At 35.3% G+C, this 20,201-nt stretch carries 15 protein-coding genes; 13 read left to right on the forward strand and 2 right to left on the reverse strand.

Going from position 1 to position 20,201, the window contains the following annotated elements:
• Positions 1-153: 153 nt before the first annotated feature.
• The 3 genes from ACTQ54_RS00495 (at position 154) to ACTQ54_RS00505 (ending at position 5,694) form a co-directional block, all read left to right on the forward strand.
• On the forward strand, positions 154-2,463 hold the full coding sequence (locus ACTQ54_RS00495; RefSeq protein WP_441753877.1) for a hypothetical protein: 2,310 nt from the start codon (positions 154-156) through the stop codon (positions 2,461-2,463).
• 51 nt (positions 2,464-2,514) lie between these two features.
• Complete coding sequence (locus tag ACTQ54_RS00500) at positions 2,515-3,495, forward strand: AraC family transcriptional regulator (protein WP_441753878.1); 981 nt, start codon at positions 2,515-2,517, stop codon at positions 3,493-3,495.
• A 105-nt stretch (positions 3,496-3,600) separates the two neighbouring features.
• On the forward strand, positions 3,601-5,694 hold the full coding sequence (locus ACTQ54_RS00505; RefSeq protein WP_441753879.1) for a beta-galactosidase: 2,094 nt from the start codon (positions 3,601-3,603) through the stop codon (positions 5,692-5,694).
• A 377-nt stretch (positions 5,695-6,071) separates the two neighbouring features.
• Here the strand turns inward: ACTQ54_RS00505 and ACTQ54_RS00510 are convergent, their stop codons facing one another.
• Complete coding sequence (locus tag ACTQ54_RS00510) at positions 6,072-6,827, reverse strand: helix-turn-helix transcriptional regulator (RefSeq protein ID WP_441753880.1); 756 nt, start codon at positions 6,825-6,827, stop codon at positions 6,072-6,074.
• Between the two features lie 168 nt (positions 6,828-6,995).
• Here ACTQ54_RS00510 and ACTQ54_RS00515 point away from each other — a divergent pair, with 168 nt between their 5' ends.
• The 7 genes from ACTQ54_RS00515 to ACTQ54_RS00545 all read left to right on the forward strand — a co-directional run bounded on the left by ACTQ54_RS00515 (position 6,996) and on the right by ACTQ54_RS00545 (position 15,179).
• Complete coding sequence (locus ACTQ54_RS00515; protein WP_441753881.1) at positions 6,996-7,628, forward strand: YesL family protein; 633 nt, start codon at positions 6,996-6,998, stop codon at positions 7,626-7,628.
• Positions 7,629-7,669: 41 nt separating this feature from the next.
• Positions 7,670-8,629: an ABC transporter permease gene (locus ACTQ54_RS00520; protein WP_441753882.1), complete on the forward strand. Its 960-nt coding sequence runs from the start codon at positions 7,670-7,672 to the stop codon at positions 8,627-8,629.
• Positions 8,629-9,549: a carbohydrate ABC transporter permease gene (locus tag ACTQ54_RS00525; RefSeq protein ID WP_441753883.1), complete on the forward strand. Its 921-nt coding sequence runs from the start codon at positions 8,629-8,631 to the stop codon at positions 9,547-9,549. Before ACTQ54_RS00520 ends, ACTQ54_RS00525 begins: the two co-directional genes overlap by 1 nt.
• A 115-nt stretch (positions 9,550-9,664) precedes the next feature.
• Positions 9,665-11,296, forward strand: coding sequence for a hypothetical protein (locus tag ACTQ54_RS00530; protein WP_441753884.1), 1,632 nt, complete (start codon positions 9,665-9,667; stop codon positions 11,294-11,296).
• A 95-nt stretch (positions 11,297-11,391) separates the two neighbouring features.
• Entirely contained in the window at positions 11,392-12,423 is a 1,032-nt protein-coding gene (locus ACTQ54_RS00535) for a glycoside hydrolase family 88/105 protein (RefSeq protein ID WP_441753885.1), read from the forward strand.
• A 24-nt stretch (positions 12,424-12,447) separates the two neighbouring features.
• Positions 12,448-13,716 (forward strand): family 43 glycosylhydrolase, encoded by a 1,269-nt coding sequence (locus ACTQ54_RS00540; protein WP_441753886.1) that lies wholly within the window; start codon positions 12,448-12,450, stop codon positions 13,714-13,716.
• 62 nt (positions 13,717-13,778) lie between these two features.
• Positions 13,779-15,179 carry a GDSL-type esterase/lipase family protein gene (locus ACTQ54_RS00545; RefSeq protein WP_441753887.1) on the forward strand — a complete coding sequence of 467 codons (1,401 nt, stop codon included), beginning with the start codon at positions 13,779-13,781 and terminating at the stop codon, positions 15,177-15,179.
• 175 nt (positions 15,180-15,354) lie between these two features.
• Here the strand turns inward: ACTQ54_RS00545 and ACTQ54_RS00550 are convergent, their stop codons facing one another.
• Positions 15,355-16,926, reverse strand: coding sequence for an IS1634 family transposase (locus tag ACTQ54_RS00550; protein ID WP_441753888.1), 1,572 nt, complete (start codon positions 16,924-16,926; stop codon positions 15,355-15,357).
• Between the two features lie 174 nt (positions 16,927-17,100).
• Between ACTQ54_RS00550 and ACTQ54_RS00555 the strand changes: the two genes are divergently transcribed.
• The 3 genes from ACTQ54_RS00555 (at position 17,101) to ACTQ54_RS00565 (ending at position 20,082) form a co-directional block, all read left to right on the forward strand.
• Complete coding sequence (locus ACTQ54_RS00555) at positions 17,101-17,955, forward strand: hypothetical protein (RefSeq protein WP_441753889.1); 855 nt, start codon at positions 17,101-17,103, stop codon at positions 17,953-17,955.
• A 36-nt stretch (positions 17,956-17,991) separates the two neighbouring features.
• Positions 17,992-18,612, forward strand: coding sequence for a DUF624 domain-containing protein (locus ACTQ54_RS00560; RefSeq protein ID WP_441753890.1), 621 nt, complete (start codon positions 17,992-17,994; stop codon positions 18,610-18,612).
• A gap of 315 nt (positions 18,613-18,927) precedes the next feature.
• Positions 18,928-20,082, forward strand: a complete 1,155-nt coding sequence (locus tag ACTQ54_RS00565; RefSeq protein ID WP_441753891.1) for an ABC transporter substrate-binding protein — start codon at positions 18,928-18,930, stop codon at positions 20,080-20,082.
• Positions 20,083-20,201 lie beyond the last annotated feature (119 nt).

A 20,201-nucleotide genomic window follows, 5' to 3' on the forward strand; every position in this document is an offset into this window, starting at 1 on the left:
CTCCGCTTCGCTACGCATAGGTATCACTAAGTGCTGAAGCACTAAGTGATACCGCAATGGCACCTATGAATGGTCATTTTCTTGTAGATATGCGTGATTTTAACTATATTACAAAATGCAATTTTAAATCGTAATGGAAATGGTGGTTGGATAATGAAGGTACAGTTTTTGAATCCGGAAAGGCAGTATACGGCTTATCCTTTTTGGTTTTGGAATGATGCACTGGATGAAGGTGAAATCATAAGACAAATAAATGAAATGAATCATAAGGGGATTCATGGGTTTGTGTTACATTCTAGGATAGGATTACCAGAAGATATAGCCTATTTAAGTGACAAATTTTTCTATTTTGTAAAAATCGCAGTTGCAGAAGCTAAACGATTGGATATGACTGTTATCTTATATGATGAAGGAATGTATCCTTCTGGTTCAGCCAATGGTCAAGTTGTGAGGAAAAATCCAGAGTTTGCTTCTAAAGGAATCTATAGTGTCAAGGCAGATGATTTTATTGAGCTAAAGAACGGTTTTCAACAAATATTATTTAAATTTACTTTTAATAGTAGTGAGAAGAAAATAGTGCAAGCGGATTCTCAAGAGCCTTTAGAAAATGTCTATTATTTGGTACATGAAGATTCCAAAGGAACTATTCGGGGGATTCATTATGGGGAAGATGATGGAGAAGAAAATGCTCCGCTCTCTGTTGACTTATTAAATAGGGATGCAGTAAATAGCTTTATTGAACTGACGCATCAACGTTATTATGAGGAATTATCTGATTATTTTGGGTCAACGATTATCGGCTTCTTTACAGATGAACCGGATATATTAGGCAGAAATGCTCCAAAAAAGATGTTGCCATTTAACGAAAGTTTATTTGAACTTTTAAAAGAGGGAGGATTTTCTTTAGAAGAAATTGCTTTGACTACTTTAGAAAGTCATACTAGTCTGCGACGTCAAAAATATAGAAAAATAGCGAAAAATCTACTAAGTGAGCATTATTATAAACCAATATCCTCTTGGTGTGACAGACATGGAATATTTCTAACTGGACATCCAGAAAATAGTGATGACATTGGCTTGCAAGAACATTTTCATATTCCAGGACAAGATACTGTTTGGCGTTGGGTTGCGCCAGAGAATGACTTAAATATAAATGGCCCGCATTCAACATTAGCAAAGTGTTCTTCAGATGCTGCTAGACATATGGGGATTGGCAGAAATGCGAATGAAGTATTTGGTTGTTGTGGTAAGGCTGGCATTCAATGGTCGTTTTCACCTAAAGATATGAAATGGTATTTGAATTGGCTCTTTATTCGTGGTGTTAATCTGATTATTCCACATGCTTTCTTTTATTCGATAAAGGGGAAAAGAAGAGATGAGCGGGCACCAGATGTAGGCATGCATAATTTATGGTGGGAGCATTATGATTTATTTACGACATTTATTAAACGTTGCAGTTATATGTTGAGTTCAAGTGTGAATCAAACTAATATTGCTGTTTTGGCAGAGTCTGATTTCTTACCACACGAGGGGATTGACCAGCTATATGAGCAGCAAATCGAATTTAATTATTTGTTAGATGATTATTTATTTAATGGAAAAGTTAAAGTCGATGGTTGTCACTTGTTAATTGAGCAACAGTCCTATAATACTTTGCTCATACCAAAAAGTTACGGGCAAACACAAAAAGTACAAGAACTATTACAATCCTTTGAAGAAGCTGGCGGGAAAATAATTATTTTTGATGACTTTTTTGAAGAGGCAATATTAGATTCACTAAAGAACAATCATGTTTCTGGCTTAAAAATAGTGGGACAAGCTGTCGAGAATATTCGCATGTCTACAATAACTAAAGACCAAAAGAAATTTTATGCGCTTTCTAATGAAGGATTTGAAGTGATTGATTTAGAGCTAGTATTTATTAATCCAACTAATAGTTTTGAAGTATGGGATCCGTTGAAGGGAACAATTGAGGCATATCAAACGAAGGATAGTACTTCTGCTCTTAGATTAAAAGGGAATGAATTCGTTTTTATAAGTGAGACGGAAGGAAAAGGGAATCCATATTTTGAAATAGCTGAAGCGACTACAACGATAGTTCAGCCGTATGTTAAATCTTCAGATCAATTAGTTTCAGATTTTGGTTCTTGGACAATCATTGAAGGTATGGAAACTTATTCTGGTTCAGTTACTTATACTATAGATTTTTTAAATAAAGACAAACTTAAGCAAGACAAAGACTACCTATTGGATTTAGACGAAGTAAGGGAATTTGTGACGCTTTATATAAATGGCGAGGAAAGAGATACGCTCTTTTGGGCTCCTTATCAATTTGTTGTAAAGGGAGATGACTTAATAGATTCTGAGATACAACTTAAGGTAACCAATACTTTAGCGAACCGCTATGATGGAGCTAAATTGGATTCAGGCTTACTCGATCAGATTCATTTGTTTGAGATTTAATTGTATAAATATTAATCTAAAAAGCTTTTAAGAAAAGGGGTGATAAAATCGATGGATACACTGTTTAACGATTTAAAACAATTAAATGAAGAAGAAAAAAATATACTAAAAAATGGGCATAAAGATATCAATCAATCTAACTATACGACGCAAAGTGAATTTGTGATAGAAAGCTCAAAATTCCTTGAAGATGATAGTTTGATTATTACGAGAAAACATCCACGTTTTGTTGAATTTCCTTTTCATAAACATGATTATATCGAATTAAACTATGTCTATAATGGCAAAATGAAACAAAAAATCGGAAATCAGGAAATTGAATTAAAAAAGGGCCAGATGCTTTTTTTAAACCAGCATATTGAACACTCTTTAGAAGAATGTGGTGAGGATGATATTGTTATAAACTTTATTATTAATCCACCATTTTTTGATTATATTTTCCAAGAATTAGAAAAAGAAACCAAAGGTGAGTTAATCAATAAGTTTCTTTTTCAAAGTCTATTTGATCAAAATAGAGCAGGTAGTTATTTATATTTTAAAGTATCTGAAGTTCCATCTATTCAAAATTTAATGGGACAAATGATTACGGAAATGATGGATAAAGATTTATTTACTGAGATAAAAATGAAGTTCACTATGGGGTTATTATTTGTTGAATTAATGAAAAATACCCATTATTTAGAATCTTTGGAAGCTAACTACGATTATCATTTAACGAACGAAATTATTAATTATGTCAATAGTTCCTATCGCAATGCTTCTTTAAGTGAACTATCTCAGCAAGTTAATTTGGAATCATATAATTTAAGTAAATTTATTAAACGTAATTTAGGCAATACCTTTAAGGAACTTGTTCAAGAAAAACGGATGAATGAAGCAAAAAAACTATTGAAGTACGAAGATTATTCAGTGGAATCTATTGCTAATCAAATAGGCTATGAAAATATCAGTTATTTTTATCGCTTATTTAAAAAGCATCATGGTTTAACACCTCATCAATATAGAAAAAGGTCTATAAGTCAGATAGAATGATAATTTCCTTAATGGTATTAAAAGGAGTTTTATGAATACTTTTTCTCATTAATACACCAATAACAAATAAATTTATGGTTGTAAAATTATTTTAGGAGTGACACTTTGAATCGCATTTTAATTAAAATTAATAAAGACAATAAAGAAGTAGAAAACCTTCCTTTTTCAGGCACAAATGGTCAGGAAGAAGTAAGTATCAATAATCAGTATTTTGAAAAGAATAAGCGCCCTTGGTTTCCAATTATGGGTGAATTCCACTTTAGTCGCTGTAATGAAGACGAGTGGCCGAGAGAAATTGCGAAAATGAAAGCAGGAGGGGTAGATATTGTTGCCTCTTATGTCATTTGGATTCACCATGAAGAAATAAAAGATGAATGGGATTTTTCTGGACAAAGAAATCTAAGGAAATTTATCCAGTTGTGTCAAGAGGCAGGGTTATACTTCTTTTTACGGATTGGTCCATGGGCACATGGTGAAGTACGTAATGGTGGTATACCTGACTGGGTGCAACATGGTGGTTTTGAATTACGCTCAAATAATAAGGAATATTTAACCCACGTTAAAAATTATTTTGAAAAAGTTTATCAAGAGGTTGAAGGCTTATTCTATAAAGATGGGGGTCCAATAATTGGCCTTCAAATTGAAAATGAATATGGGCATGCAGGTGGCTTTAGTGGTGAAAAAGGCATTGCTCATATGAAGAAGTTGAAAGAATTGCTTGTTGAGATAGGTTATGATACGCCATTTTATACAGCAACTGCTTGGGGTGGAGGAATTAGTGTTGATGGTGACACATTACCTGTTTTTGGAGGTTATGTAGATGCGCCATGGAGTTATAGCTTGGAGGTTTTGCCAGCTAATAGTAATTTTATCTTTTCGCCAGTATTTGATGATCCTTTAATTGCCAGTGATTTTAAAAAAGAAGGGGCAAAGTTTGAAAGCTACAGTTTTGATATTGAAAAATATCCTTACCTAACGGCTGAACTTGGTGGAGGATTGCAAGTGACTCAATTAAGACGTCCACTAGTTTCAGCAAAGGACACTGAGGTACAAGCGTTGGTTAAATTGGGATCAGGAGCCAACCTCTTAGGCTACTATATGTATCATGGAGGGACAAACCCTCAAGGAAAATTGACAACTTTAGAAGAAACTCGAGCATCGGGTTCTCATACCGACGTGCCAAAAATGTCGTATGATTTTCAAGCTCCTTTAGGTGAATACGGTATTGTACATGAAAGTTTTGGTACATTACGCAAACTTCATTTATTTGTGAAAAGCTTCCAAGAAATTCTAACAAAAAGTCAGGTTCAATTTGCTAAGCAACCAGTGGTGGAACCAGAAAATACAGAGGATGTTCGCTACAGCATACGGTTCGATTATGACAGCCAAAGTGGCTTCATCTTTGTGAACAATTATCAGAGATTACGGAAAATGACCGATAAAAAGCTTCAATTTGAAGTGGAGTTAGAAAATGGAACAATTAATTTTCCATCATTAGAATTACAAGATGGCGAGATAGCTATATTACCGTTCAATCTAAAAATAGGTGAGTATCATTTAAAAAGCAGTAATGCAACTTTATTAACTGTGATCGATGATCATTGGATTTTTGTTCACCCACGTCCAGAAGATGCAAAGTTTATTTTTAGTAATCAAACACCACAAGTTCATGTGTTAAGTGATGACGAAGCTAATAATGCTTATTTATTGAATAAAGAACTCTATCTTTCGAAAGCAGATTTATGGGAAGAAAATAATCAACTGCTTGTTTCTAGTAGAGAGCAAAAAGTCAAAGTTCGTAAGTTATTAGCAGAAGGCACTGAAACAATTGATTTTGTTGCAGATAATTCTAAAGTGACATACAAGCCACTTTCGAAGAAAGAAGAAGAAGCAAGCTATAGTATTGATATTAACTATGATTTATCAACTGATAGTATGGATTTGTTATTAGATATTGATTTTATTGGGGATCGAGCAGAGTTATTTGATGAGAATGGCACATTAGTTGCGGATTGGTTTACAACTGGAAAAGAGTGGGCTGTCTCCTTGAAAACTTTAGCCTATCCAAAAGAATTGAAACTAATTGTTTTTCCAACTGAAACCGAAAGATATTTGGAGTTTGATCTCGAAGAAGGCTGTGAATTACGAGATATTAATTTGATCCCATTATTCAAAAGAAGTTTTAGTTTAGGGATGTAAGTTAAAAACGGAAGATATAGCCGAATATTTCTGACTATACATGAAAAATCTTGTATTAACGGAATCTTCAATCGTATTTTTCTGATGCCACACTGCAAAAATCTTCGCTAACTGAATTTATAGCAGCACACAAATATATGCATATCTTCCCTAGGCAAGTGCCATTGTCTTGGAGATATGCATTTGATAGTAATAATTCAGATTATCTCCAAAGTGGAAGATAGAGTTTATCCATCAACATAAGCTAAATCCAGAGCTGACTTTTATATAAGAACATATAATATTAGTTCAATTATAATAATTAAAGCGCTTGCCAAAACTTTAATATGAACATATTTTATAATATTAATATATAGAATAACGATTGATAAAATAAGTCAGCTATATTGATTGTTAGACCAGTATTTCTTAGGAGAGACACCCATTATTTGCTTGAAAGTTTTACTAAAATAAAAGACATCTTTGTAGCCACACATTTCTGAAATTTGAGTGACGTTGAAATTTCCTTCTTTAAGTAAACTGACTGCTCGACTGATACGAATATGATTTAAGTATTCTAAAATAGTCCGTCCTTCTTCTCGTTTAAATAAAGCGCCACAATAAACTGGATTCAATTGGACAACTGAAGCAATCTTTTCAACAGTTAAAGGGTCGGAATAGTTTTTGGAGATATAGAGTTTAATATCACGGACATGACGGTTGGCTGATAAAGCGGTCTTGTTGTATACCAGTTCATAGAGTAATTCAAGAAAGAGTAGATTGGCTCTTAAAGTGTCGTGGTTTGTAGATTGTAGCCAAGAAAACTCAAGATCATTTAATAGCTCAATGACGCGGTCAGATAATGAAACAGCTGTAATTGGATCTAAATTGAGGGTTCCCTCGAAAGTTTCTAAGTCAATTGCAATAAAAATGCAGTCCTTGGAAGGGGTGGCTTGACGTGTGCTTCCAGCAGCAGAATAAACTAAATCTCCTCTTTCAGCAAAGTAAGTGACATGATTGATTTTATATTCAATAGACCCTTGGATGAGTAACGAAAAGCTATGTAGAGGAAAAACATGTTCATCTAGATGCCATCCGCCTGAGCAGTCACGATAAAAGAAATGTTGTAATTTGAAATTTAATAAATTTAACATGTTAGCCTATCCTTTCCTTTAAGACTACTTTAACATTTAATCTTTATTTTGTACATAAAATATGTGGTTATTCCATTTTTATGTTAAAGGCCATATGTTACTATTTTAGTATAGAAAGAAATTATCATACGACTTTTGAAACCGTATTCCATAGAAGGAGTGAATGCCTTGTTCAAATATGATAATAAGTTTAATCGCATCATGACAGTTGTGTTTGACTTTATAATGCTAAATGCAATTTTCCTAGTTTTATCGATTCCAATTGTTACTATCGGTGCAAATGTATCCGCTTTATACTCAGTATCTTTTCAATTTATAAATAAAAATGAAAGCTCTTTATTCAAGACTTATTTTAAAAGCTTTAAAGAGAATTTCAAGCAAGCCACAATTGCTTGGTGTACTATTTTAGCCATCTTTTTAATATTATTTGGGAATTTAAAACTTTTAGGCCAAGGAATAAGCATGAATCCGATTATTACGATTTTGACTATTCTCTTTTTGCTTGTGATGTACATCGTTTGTTTATATATCTTTCCACTAATTAGTAAATTTGAAAATACCTTGTATGTCCACTTAAAAAATGTCTTGTTGTTGTCTATCGGTTATTTGCCACACACGATTCTACTTTTATTAGTCAATCTAGGTCCATTGTATGCAGTATATAAATGGTTGGGTACACATTATTCGTTATTTATTTATGGATATTTTTTTATTGGGATTGTCTTAGTAACTGTAGTTAATGCATTTATCTTTAAACAAATATTCAATAAAATGTTGAAGTCTAAGCAAATATTGACGTGAAAGTAATCCAGCGAAAATTTTATTGTAAAGGGTGATAGAAGTTGAAGGAAAATAAGTTTAGAAAAAATGCAAAAGTAGGATTAGGCTCTAATGTTTCATGGAGTGTAGCCTTGAAGAGGGATTGGCAATTATATGCCTTATTAATTATTCCTTTTATTATTGTCTTTATTTTTAGTTATGCAAGTTATCCGGGACTAAGAATGGCTTTTATGGATTTTAACCCGATTAGAGGATTTGCGAATAGTGAGTGGGTAGGGTTTGATAATTTCAGGAAAATTTTTAATGATGCTGACTTTATCCGAGCTTTGCGTAACTCAATCGTCTTTAATGTGCTTGATCTAGCACTAGGTGCTTTTGTGCCAATTGCATTGGCTTTAATGTTAAATGAATTAAGATTAAAACGATTTAAAAGAGTCAGTCAAACGGTCTTATATTTACCTCATTTTCTATCGTGGGCAGTTGTAGGTAGTATTGCTTATATATTATTTAAGCCAAGTACAGGATTGATTAATATTATTTTGATGAATACTGGGATTATTGAGAAGGGAATTCCATTCTTAAATGAAGCGGGTCATTGGGCAGTTACTTATATATTAATAGGTGTTTGGCAGTCGATGGGTTGGGGGACGATTATTTATCTTGCTGCAATGACAAGTATTAGTCCGGAATTATATGAAGCAGCTATGATTGATGGAGCTACTCGTTGGCAACGTATCCGTCATGTAACATTACCAGGAATTCGTGGGACGATTGTAACTTTATTAATTATGAACCTAGGCCGTGTGATGGGAAGTAACTTAGAAAGATTAACTGCTTTTGGTAATTCACAAGTTAGAGAATACCAATATCAATTAGCGGTTTATATATTTGAAAAAGGACTCGGCAACGCTAAATTTAGTGAAGCTACCGCAGTGGGCTTATTTCAATCCTTAGTAGGTTTAGCTTTAGTCTTACTATCTGACCGCTTTGCTAAGAAACTTGGAGAGGATGGATTACTATAATGGCTTCGAATGCACTTAGAAGATCAAAGAAAAGTAATGGAAGTTCTAATGCAATGTCAAGAATTGAGTGGATTGATATTGTCATAGCAATCATTATTTTTATACTTTGCTTGACCTGTATTTTACCATTTATCCACACGGCAGCTAAATCTATTTCATCCAATACGGAAGTTTTAGCTAGAAATGTGTTTCTATGGCCAAAAGATATTAACTTTGATGCTTATATTTCAATTTTTAAAGATGGATCTATGGTTTATTCAATGATATATAGTGCCATTGTGACTTTAGTATCCACAGGACTTGGTATGCTAATTACGATTTGTACAGCATATCCATTGTCTAAAAAGAGACTAAAAGGTAGAAAATTCTTAACATTTATCTTTATGTTCCCGATGTACTTTTCAGCGGGTCTTATTCCACAATATATGTTATATCAACAACTTGGTATTTTGAACACTGTATGGGTTTTGATTTTACCAATCATTTATTCCGCCTATAACATGTTAATTATGAAAACTTATTTTCAAGCGAATTTACCAGACAGTTTGGAAGAATCTGCCGTACTAGATGGTGCATCAAACTTTCAAATATTGCTTCAAATTGCCTTGCCTCTTTCAAAACCAATTCTAGCTACCTTATCTCTGTTTTATGCAGTGGGTAGATGGAACTCTTACGCTGATAATATGTACTTTATCCGTGAAGAGAATTTAAAAATGATTCAGTATAAATTATATCAAATGGTTGCATCGGCAACTGAAGCGCAAACGGTGTCTTTATCAGAAGCGGCAGCAGTTGTAAGTACACCAGAAGTTTTACAAGCTGCGGCTGTAATGTTTGTGACAATTCCAATTATTATCGTTTATCCATTTATTCAAAAATATTTTGTCAAAGGCGTTATGATAGGTGCCGTTAAAGGATAGAATAAATGGAATTCATTAGTGTATAAGACTAACTGTTATTAAAGGAGGGTGATTAAAAGCATCAAGATTGTTTAACTAGTGTAGGTCGGAAATATTTAAAAATGGAGGAAAAAATATGAAAAAGTCTTTAAAAAGTCTATTAGTTGCTAGCAGTAGTATGTTAGTGCTTAGCATTTTTTCAGGTCTTGCTACAGTAAATACAGTAGAAGGATCTGAAGCACAACCTTTTGATGAACAAGTGACACTACAAGTTCCAGTTTATGACCGTGGTGTTGAAGGTGTACCAGATGTAAGTGATAATTATTGGACTCAATATGTTCAAGAAAACTTTGGGGATCCTAATAATATTATTGTCGAATATATTCCAATTACACGTTCAGACGTTATGACTGACTATGCTTTGTTAGCTTCAGCACAAGAGTTACCAACTATTTTAATGGAATATGATTATCCAAAAACTTCTCAATGGGCAAATGAAGGTTACTTAGCAACTTTTGATATGGAAGAGTTTAAAGCGGTTGCTCCTAATTATTTTGCACAAATGGACGAAGCAGGACTTACAGATTATTCTGTGATGAATGGTGAAACGTATTTTGTTTTAGGTAACAGACCAAACTGGGCAAATGGATTTGGATTCCAACAATTTTACCGTAAAGATTGGTTAAAAGAAGTAGGCTATGATGAATATCCAGCAACTTATGCAGATTGGCAAGATGCTATGGTTAAAATTCAAGAAGCTGGTTTAAGTGATCACCCTGGGGGAGGAACAATGATTCCAAGTCAAGGGGCTGATTTACCTTGGGGCTTCATGGATTTCCCAATTAATGAAGAAGATTGGGCAAGTCATATTTCTGCTGTTATTCCATCTTTAGGTATGGAAGCAAATAAAGAATTACTAAGACGTGAAAATACAAACTATAATTTAGGTATTACTGATCCAGAATACTACTTAACTGATACTGCTACTGCACAAGCAAAATTTGCAAATGGGGAAACTTTTGTTTTTGGTTCATATATGTCAACCAATATGGATTGGCTAAATTCATTCTATGAAGCAAATCCAGATGCAGAGTTAGGTGTTGTGCCACCTGCAGAAAATGATGAAGAAGCTGGCACAACTGCTGTCTTTATGGCGGATAATCCATTTGGTAATATTGTTGGGTTCTCATCAATGGCATCTGAGGATGAAATTAGAGCTGCTTGGATGTACTTAGATTGGATGGCAGATGAAGAGAATCTGTTCACTATGCAGTGGGGATTTGAAGATGAGCATTATACAATCAATGAGGAAACTGGATTGCCTGAAACTATTGTTGGCTATGAAGGGGATAAGACTACAGGCTATAATAACAATAGTGACTATTGGAGTGTAGTAACGGCTTCTCGTGTAGTTGGTGACTTAGAGCAACAAATTAATGCAATTACTCCAAAAGGATTGCCACAAGATTTTACGGCTGAAGTTTTAGAACAAACAGAACGTAAGATTGAGTTAGGACAGGAAGGTTATGCAGTAAACTTCCCAATCTTTACTGTGCCAATTGAGGCTGAATCAGAGTATACAGGTACATTATCAGAAACTTATAAGGAACTTCGTGATACGATTGTAATGGCAGATCCAAGTGAATTTGATACTTTATATGACGAATATGCACAACGCTATGCAGATGCTGGATATGCAGAAATCGTTGAAGAACGTCGTCAAGCTTATAATGATGGTAATTCAACTAAATTACTTAATATCGAATAATCGCTGACTTTTTAGAAAAATTTGACCACTATGTCAGATTCATTGATGACGTAGTGGTTTTTTATATTGGATGGATAGAATATATGGAGGAAACGATGATTACAATAGAAGCAAATGCTGAAGTTCTGATCACAAAAATTAATAAAATAGCTGAACGCACAATTTTGATGGATTTGACCTGGGATTGGCCGACAGGTGTAGCTTATTATGGGATTTGTCGTGCTTACGAAGTTACGGGTGATGAAAACCTATTAGAATTAGTTAAAACAAGGGTAGATGAACTCATCGATTTGGGCTTGCATTCAGAATGGACGGTTAATCGATGTGCAATGGGTCATTGCTTAATCACCTTATATGAAGCAACCGCTGACCAGAAGTATTGGGATTTAGTAATGAGTAAAATTGATTATCTACAAAATAAAGCCTTGCGTTTTGGTGATGGTGTATTGCAACATACCGTTTCTTCAAAAAACGATTTTCCTGAACAAGCTTGGGCAGATACACTTTTTATGGCAGCCTTTTTTATGTTACGCGTAGGAGTCATCAATAAAGACGAAGCACTAATCAATGATGCTTTAAATCAATATTATTGGCATATTAAATATTTACAAAATAGAGAGAATGGTTTATTTTATCATGGTTATGATCATACTATAAAAAGTAATTTATCAGGCTTCTTTTGGGGGCGTGCCAATGCATGGGCAGCTTATACGATGTCTCAAGTAGGTGCTCGTTTACCACAAGCCTACCTTTATCCTAAATTTATGGATGTCCAAGGGTCATTGGATGAGCAATTAGCTGCTTTAAAGTTACTACAAACTGACGATGGTTTATGGCGGACTATTTTGGATGATGAAGAGTCTTATGAAGAAATTTCGGCTACAGCTGGAATTGCAGCAGCCATGGTTGTTAAAAGAAATCCCCTGCACAAAAAATATATTGAAAAAGCCGTCCATGGGATGCTAGAAAACGTCACAGATGACGGACGGGTATTAAATGTTTCTGGCGGAACTGCAGTAATGAGAGATTTAGCCGGCTACCGTGACATTTCTAAAGACTGGTTACAAGGTTGGGGACAAGGTTTGGCATTGACATTTTTTGCTGAACTACTTGTCTGCTTGGACTAAAATATTTTCATAGGATGATTAAGGATGCATAAAAATATTATTGCTAACGGCGTCCCTTGGTATGATCAACATAATCATACAGTCAATGCCCATGCTGGATGTGTCGTGAAAGAAAATGATCGGTATTATCTTTTTGGGGAGTATAAAACGAATGATGAGAATAAATTTATTGGCTTTTCTTGTTATTCATCTTCAAGTTTGACTGACTGGAGATATGAAGGGTTGGCACTCACTCCTCAAAAAGATGGTCTATTAGGGCCAAGTCGAATTGGTGAGCGAGTAAAAGTTTTGAAACATCCTAAATCTCAACGATTTATTATGCTGATGCATACCGATGATTTAGCTTATAATGATCCTGTTATTGGAATAGCAGTTAGTGATCGAATAGATGGTGAATTTACTTTTAAAGGTCATTTACTCTTTCAAGGGGAAAAACTTAGAAAATGGGATATGGGCACATTTGTGGATGCTGATGGGACAGCCTATATACTTTTTCATGAAGGAGATATTTATCAATTAAGTGATGATTATCTCTCTGTTGAGAAAAAAATTGTAACTAATATTGCATCTGGTGGAGAATCCCCAGCCATGTTTAAGTCAAATGATACATATTTTCTCTTGTTTTCTAATAAAACAAGTTGGGAAAGAAATGATAATTATTATTTAACTGCGACTTCAATAAATGGACCTTGGACATATCAGGGTTTATTTTGTCCCGAAGGAACGTTAACTTATAATTCACAGTGTTCTTTTGTGTTTGAATATGAAGCACCTAATGGAAAGAAAACTCCTATTTATATGGGCGATCGTTGGTCTTTCCCTCGGCAAGAATCTAGTGCAACACAAGTATGGCTACCGATCGAAGTGAATGATGGACAAATGGCTATAGCAAATTATATGGAGATGTGGGATATTGATTCATTTTCTGAAGTCGAGATTCAAGCAGAGCATCCACTAAATTTTGGTTCAAATGGAAAGGGTAAATCGGTAGCTATTGATTTTAGAGGTAAACAAGTTCTTGTTTATGGGAATAGCAGTAAACACGGTGGTTATGCAGAATTCAAACTATATAATTATTCAGGAAAAATGATTCATTCGTCTGTGATTGACTTTTATAGTCTTGTAGAAAATCGAGGGCTTCGATATATTTCTCCTGAAATTGAATTTAGTGAGTATTATTTAGAAATTACAGTAATGGGTACGAATGGTATTTGGTTTAAGAAGAGTGGGGAACAATTTGGTAGTGATGATTATTTTGTCGAAGTAACAGCTTATCATGTTATCACTGAGTAGTTAATTTAATAGATATCATTTAAAGTATTTATATGAGTATTGGAAAATTTGGAGGAAGAATAATGATAGATTTATATGATAAAGGTCAAGTAGTAGGGGATACTGTACATCCACAGAAAACAAGCCTTGAACAATATTTATTAGAGGGAAATCCAGAAGCGCCTTATGTCTTGGTATTTCCTGGTGGAGGCTATGATCATCTGGCGGCTCATGAAGGGAAAGATATTGCGGAGTGGTTTAATAAAAGAGGCTTGAATGCAGGGGTCTTGTATTATCAAGTAAATCCTGTAGAAATTGATAAACTATTAGTAGAAATCAATGATACACTTCTATGGTTAAAAGAAAGATATCCTAAAGTAGGAGTGATTGGTTTTTCAGCTGGAGGTCATTTAGCAGCTCTAACATCTAACAAACTAGATGTCAGCCCAGATTTTTCTATCTTAGCCTATCCAGTTATTAGTTTCGAAAGTGATATTTTGCATTTAGGTTCTCGGACTAATTTATTGGGAGAAAATCCGACTGAAGAACAAATCAAGCAATATTCAGCCAATCAATTAGTGAGTGAAAAGACACCTCTTACTTTCATTTGGTCTACAGTGGATGATGCGGCTGTACCGGCTATGAATTCTTTATTATATGTCAATCAATTAAATAAATTCAAGATACCCCATGAATTACATATGTACCAAAGTGGTCCGCATGGTTTAGGTCTTGCGACTGGGGATAAGTTTGTTAAAGATTGGTCCAAAGCTTTAGAAAAATGGTTGTTAAAAAATGAGTTAATTTCAGAAAAAAATCTTTCTACTCAATCCAAGAGAATATTTGTCATTGGGGACTCTACAGCAGCTTCCAAGTTAGGGAACGCACGTCCTGAAGCTGGTTGGGGTGAGTATTTAGCTGACTTTATCGATGATAAATTTATTGTGGAAAACCATGCGTATAATGGCCGTTCTACAAAGTCCTTCATCGAACAACAACGGTTTACAATTATTGAGAATAATTTAAAAGCAGGGGATTATTTACTTATTCAATTCGGTCATAACGATGGTAAGTTGGATGATCCAGAAAGATATGCTGAACCTTATGGTTCTTATCAAGAGAACTTAAGCTATTATATTGAAAAAACAAGAGCGATCGGTGCAATACCAATTGTACTCTCATCTGTTCCACGTCGCGTTTTTGTGAATGGACGCTTGGATGAAAAAACAATTGGCGAATATCCACATGCAGCTTTACAATTAGCTGAAAAACTAAATGTACAAACTGTCAATGCTTATGAAATCGTAGAAAACTATTTGAATGAAATTGGCGAAGAAGAATCTGTGCGTATATTCTTACATCTAAGGCCTGGCGAACATGAAAATTATCCAGATGGGGTCGAAGATAATACCCATTTCAATGAATATGGTGCTCGAAAAATAGCTGGACTTCTTGCTGGTGAATTGAATAAATATTTGGATTAATTAAATGACTAAACTCCCCCTCCTAAAGTTTATCGAGAACTTTAGAGGGGAGTTTTTGTTTTGAATAGAATTTACCATTAATCTTTGTTAAGATTCGATTGATCCTAAATTCCCGTAAAATTATAGTATACAAAAAGTGGTTGAGAAATGAATCATCATTTCGCAACCGCTCTTTTTATTTGAACTGTGACGGGTCAATATCCAACGCTGCTAAGATATTTTTTTGAACTTTCGTCAAAGGCATGGTCTGCACGGTACCATCTTTTAAGCGCAATTGTTGGATTTTTTCCAGTTCCCGAATGACTTTCTTTAAGGTATAAGACTTCGTGGCCTCATGAGCTTTGATAGCCCTCATAAACACACTTCGCATAATCAAACCAAGAAAGGCGACAAACATCTTACCCTCCGTCGTCTTGGTGTAATGGGTTCGCATTCTGCGGTAGTCCATCCCATTTTTTAACTGATCAAAACTCTTTTCTATCCCATCTTTTTGGCGATAAATGACCAAGGCTTCTTCCGATGATAATGCCACATCAGTAGAAATTAAGGCAAAGTAACCCAACTTTTTGCGCAGGGAGTCAACCTTATCGTAGGCCAAACGATAACTAATCTCCTTCTTTCCTTTTTCTTCAATCTCAAAATACTTATTCAACGATGGTTTGACTTTTGTTTGCTTAACCAACGTATTCAGAGTTTCTTCTTGACGTTGAATATCGTCAAATAAGGCTTTCTCTTCTAAAACTGCCTTTTGTGGATTGTAATAAAAATGGATGTGGACTGTAGCGCCTTCGTAGCTTGTTTGAATTGTCCGACAGTACATTTCAAGGTCATTTAGGCGTTCACGGGCTGAGAACTCGGTTTTAATGACCTCGTTCAAATGGTCTTTGTAGAGTGTGTAGTTTTTAGGAATGAGACTTAACACCGTGTGTTGCTTTTGGTCAAGCAGTTCTAGGTTATGTTGGGTCATGAAACCTTGGTCGATGACAAAGCGCAGTTTATTCATCCCCATTGTTTCCGTCAGTGCCATCATAAACGGTGAGTAAGATTTATCCACAATGCTTCCGGGATAAATCGAGTAATAGAGCGGCAATCGGGAGGTCTCACCCAAAAACAAGCCGAAATTAATCTGCGGTAAATTCTCTTTGTCGCGATTATACCCCCGCTCAACATAAGAGATGCCGTCACTATTCGATGAAATGGAGGTGACATCATAGGCAATGTACTCTTCTTCATGCGCTTTTTTGACCCATTCTTGGAAAAAGGCGGAGCGATTCGCTTCTTTCATGTCGGCAAATAATTGACTCGTCTGTTGAGAAGAGAGTGAATGAACCTGTGGGTGAGCGACATTTTCCGCCCAATCGGAATAATCCATCATTACATTACCGTGAGCCATCATGTAAGCTGCAATACTCAATAAGGTTTCATGGTTGTCGGAAAAGCTGTGTGCTAATGTATTCGTTAATCCAATGGATTGTGCCAATACAAGAAATACGCTGAAATACCCCTGCGATAGAACTGATTCAGGACGGTCTTGTCGTTCTTCGGGGAACAAGTCGTAATAATTCCGATTAGGAATCAGCTTCCCGGTCGCTTCATCTAGCTTTCCGATACTCTTTTCATCGGAAGTCGGCTTTCCGTTGGTATTGCGATAACTGCGAACAGTGTAATAAACATATTTTGTCCCTTTCGGTCCTTTTTTGTAAGTAATCCGTTTGTCAGGCATGTCAACCAATGTTTGTTTTTTCATAATCCCACCTCACTCTCCAGCATACTATTATTATAGTATACAAAGAATGAAAAACCAAGCATTTAGAACGAAATGTTTCGACTAAATGCTTGATATGAAAAGGTTTAGGTTGAAAGTATACTATAAAAACACCGGAGTTTAGGATTTAATGTTCGCCACGGTTATGAATATGATATGACCTTAATGGATGGCGAACCTGTTTACTTACGTACAAGTGAACAATATAAAGAAGCTATCCGTGCCATGCATGAAGCATATGCTGAAGGCTTGATTGATCCAGAGATATTTACTCAGGATACATCTATGGCTGAGGCGAAGAGACAAGATACATCTGCGGCTCGCGTTGGGGTATCGGTTGGTTGGACTCCAGACGCTTTATTCGGTCAAAACTCTGATCAATATGTAGCGCTGCCAGCATTGGAAGGTCCTGATGGAAATCGTTATGTTATTTCAGACCCAGATCACTTAAACTACAACCGTAATGAATTCTTAATTTTAAATACAACTGAAAATCCTGAGTTATTATTACAATGGTTAGATACTTGGTATACTGAAGATGCAAGTATTCAAAACTTCTATGGATCATTTGGCATTGGGACAGAGAAAAAAGACGATGGCACTTATAAAGTACTACCTCCAGTAGGTGGTGAAACAGCTGATATTTCGGCTTGGGTCAACTCTTTACGTGACTTTGGACCAAAATTCATTCATGATGGATTTAATGACCGTGTTGAGATTGATACCACTGAAGGTGATGGGCTAAAACTTGAGTTGGATAAGGAATTAGCTCAATATGCACTACCAGCCTTCCCACGTGTAAGTTATACAATCGAAGAAACTTCTCGCTTAACAACACTTTATACCGACATTAGTTCATATGCTGCCCAAATGGGAACTAAGTGGGTTGTTGAAGGTGGCGTGGATGAAGAGTGGGATACTTATATTAACCAATTAAACCAAATGGGATTAGAAGAATTTAACACCATTATGAACGACGCTTATACACGCTATAACGAAAGTATCAATTAAGAAAAAAGTTTAGTTTAAAAAGAGAGGAAGATATACATGAGACGTTGGTTGAACTTAGATAGCCCGATTATAAAATTTTTGTCACATTTATTTGATTGGGTTTCTTTAAATCTGTTATTTATACTTGTATGTCTTCCTGTTATTACGATTCCGTCAGCCTGGGGAGCACTTTTAGCTGTAAACTATGAACAGTATTTTCATCCTGATTTACCACTTCATAAACGATTCCTGAACTACGTCAAGCAACACTTTAAGTTAACCCTTAAATTGACGTTAGTGGAATTGATAATTTTAGCAGTTTTAGTGGTGCTCCCTAGTTTATTAAAAATCGACATATTCATTATTTTTCAGGTCATTGAGATTTTCTTGCTAGCTATTTTGTTGACCTATTTCTATATTTTAATCAGCCAATTCGAAATGTCGGTCAAAGACGTTTTATCTAATTCTTTATTTTTGTTTATTAATTATCCAGTCCAAACAGTCTTCTTGATCATAATAAATACCTTCGTTCTTTTCCTAAGTACCACCACATATATCGGGATGATTGTTGCTATTTATCTTTTTAGCTTTGTCGGCTTTGTTGCTCTAGCTAAAATAAATGCCTTTTTCTTGCGCTTTGTTTTAAACAAAGTCGAGTTAAAAAAGGAGTCGTTTTAAGTTTTTTAGAAAACAATTAAAATAAATGAGAAAAAAGCTTGCTTTATTAAAAATAAAGTAGTATATTTTAATCATATTAAAATGAGTAAGCGAGGAAAAATCCATGTCATCGGTACAAACACAAACTAAATTAACAACAATTATTATTATTATTTAGATGGACTTGATTCTGTAAAGATTTTGATACAGAGTGAAGTCCTATTCGTGTTTGTATGATGAATGGGACCTCACTTAAGGGGCTACCTATTCATATACGAATAGGTAGCCCCTTTTGTTTTAATAATTATAAAGATAAAAATTTAGGAGGAAAATACAATGAATTTCAAAAAATTAGGTTTAGGTTTAGTGGCGGGGGCTCTTTTATGGTCAAATAGCGGGGCAGTTTTAGCTCAAGAAACAGTTTTATTAGGTGGAAATTTCGAATTATCTGGCCAGTATGCCGCATACGGAACGCCGATGCGTGAAGGTTTTGACTTAGCGATTAAGCATATGAATGAAGCAGGTGGCTTATTAGATGGTCAAACAGTGGAAGGCGTCACTTATGACAATACGTCTGATATGACCGAATCATCTGCTGTTACAACCCGTTTAGCTAATGAAGGTGTTGTCGGTGTGGTTGGACCTGCAACTACAGGAGATGTTTTAGCACAAGTACCTGCATTACAAGATAACCAGCTACCTGGTGTCGTACCAGCTGCTACTGGTGACGGCTTAACTTTAGATGATAAAGGTGAATTATTAGAGTATTTATTTAGAGTATGTTTTGAAGATAGTTACCAAGGTTATGTAGGAGCTAACTATATGTATGAAAATCTAGGCGTTACACAAGTAGCAGTAGTCTATGATCAAACTTTAGACTATTCCGTTGGACTACACGATGCTTTTGTTGAGCAATTTACAGCTTTAGGTGGAACGGTTGTGACGGAAGAAACCTTAGTAACAGGCGACACAGACTTCTCATCTGTTTTAACCAACCTATTAACGCAAGACGTTGAAGCATTATATGTACCTGTTTACTATACAGAGGCAGGATTATTTATTAAACAAGCACGTGAATTTGGTTTAGATGTGCCCGTTGTTGGAGCTGACGGTTTCCATAACGATACTTTAGTAGAATTAGCAGGAAATGAAAATGCAACAGATGTATATTATACTTCTCACTTCTCATTACTATCTGAAAATGAGAAAACAGTTGAATTCGTAACGGCCTTCGAAGAAGAATATGGCAAACAACCAGATACTTTCTCAGCTTTAGCTTATGATGCGACACAATTATTGATGAATGCCATCAACGAAGCTGGCACTACCGATCGTGCGGCTGTACGTGATGCAATCGCTGCAACAACTGACTTTGACGGCGTAACAGGTACCTTCTCAATGGACGAAAACAACAACCCAGTTAAATCGGTTGTCGTTATCGGACTTGAAAACGGCGAAGAAACGTCAGTCGTAGATGTAGCCGCAGAATAATATTTTTGACCCAAGCTGCCAACTCTTTACGAAGAGCTGGTGGCTTTTTTGAATAAATATCACTGCTGGGGTTGGATTAGACGAGTGGGCAGGGGGGAGTTGTCTGATTGGGATTGGAT

It is taken from the genome of Fundicoccus sp. Sow4_H7, assembly GCF_052115865.1.
Lineage (GTDB): Bacteria > Bacillota > Bacilli > Lactobacillales > Aerococcaceae > Fundicoccus_A.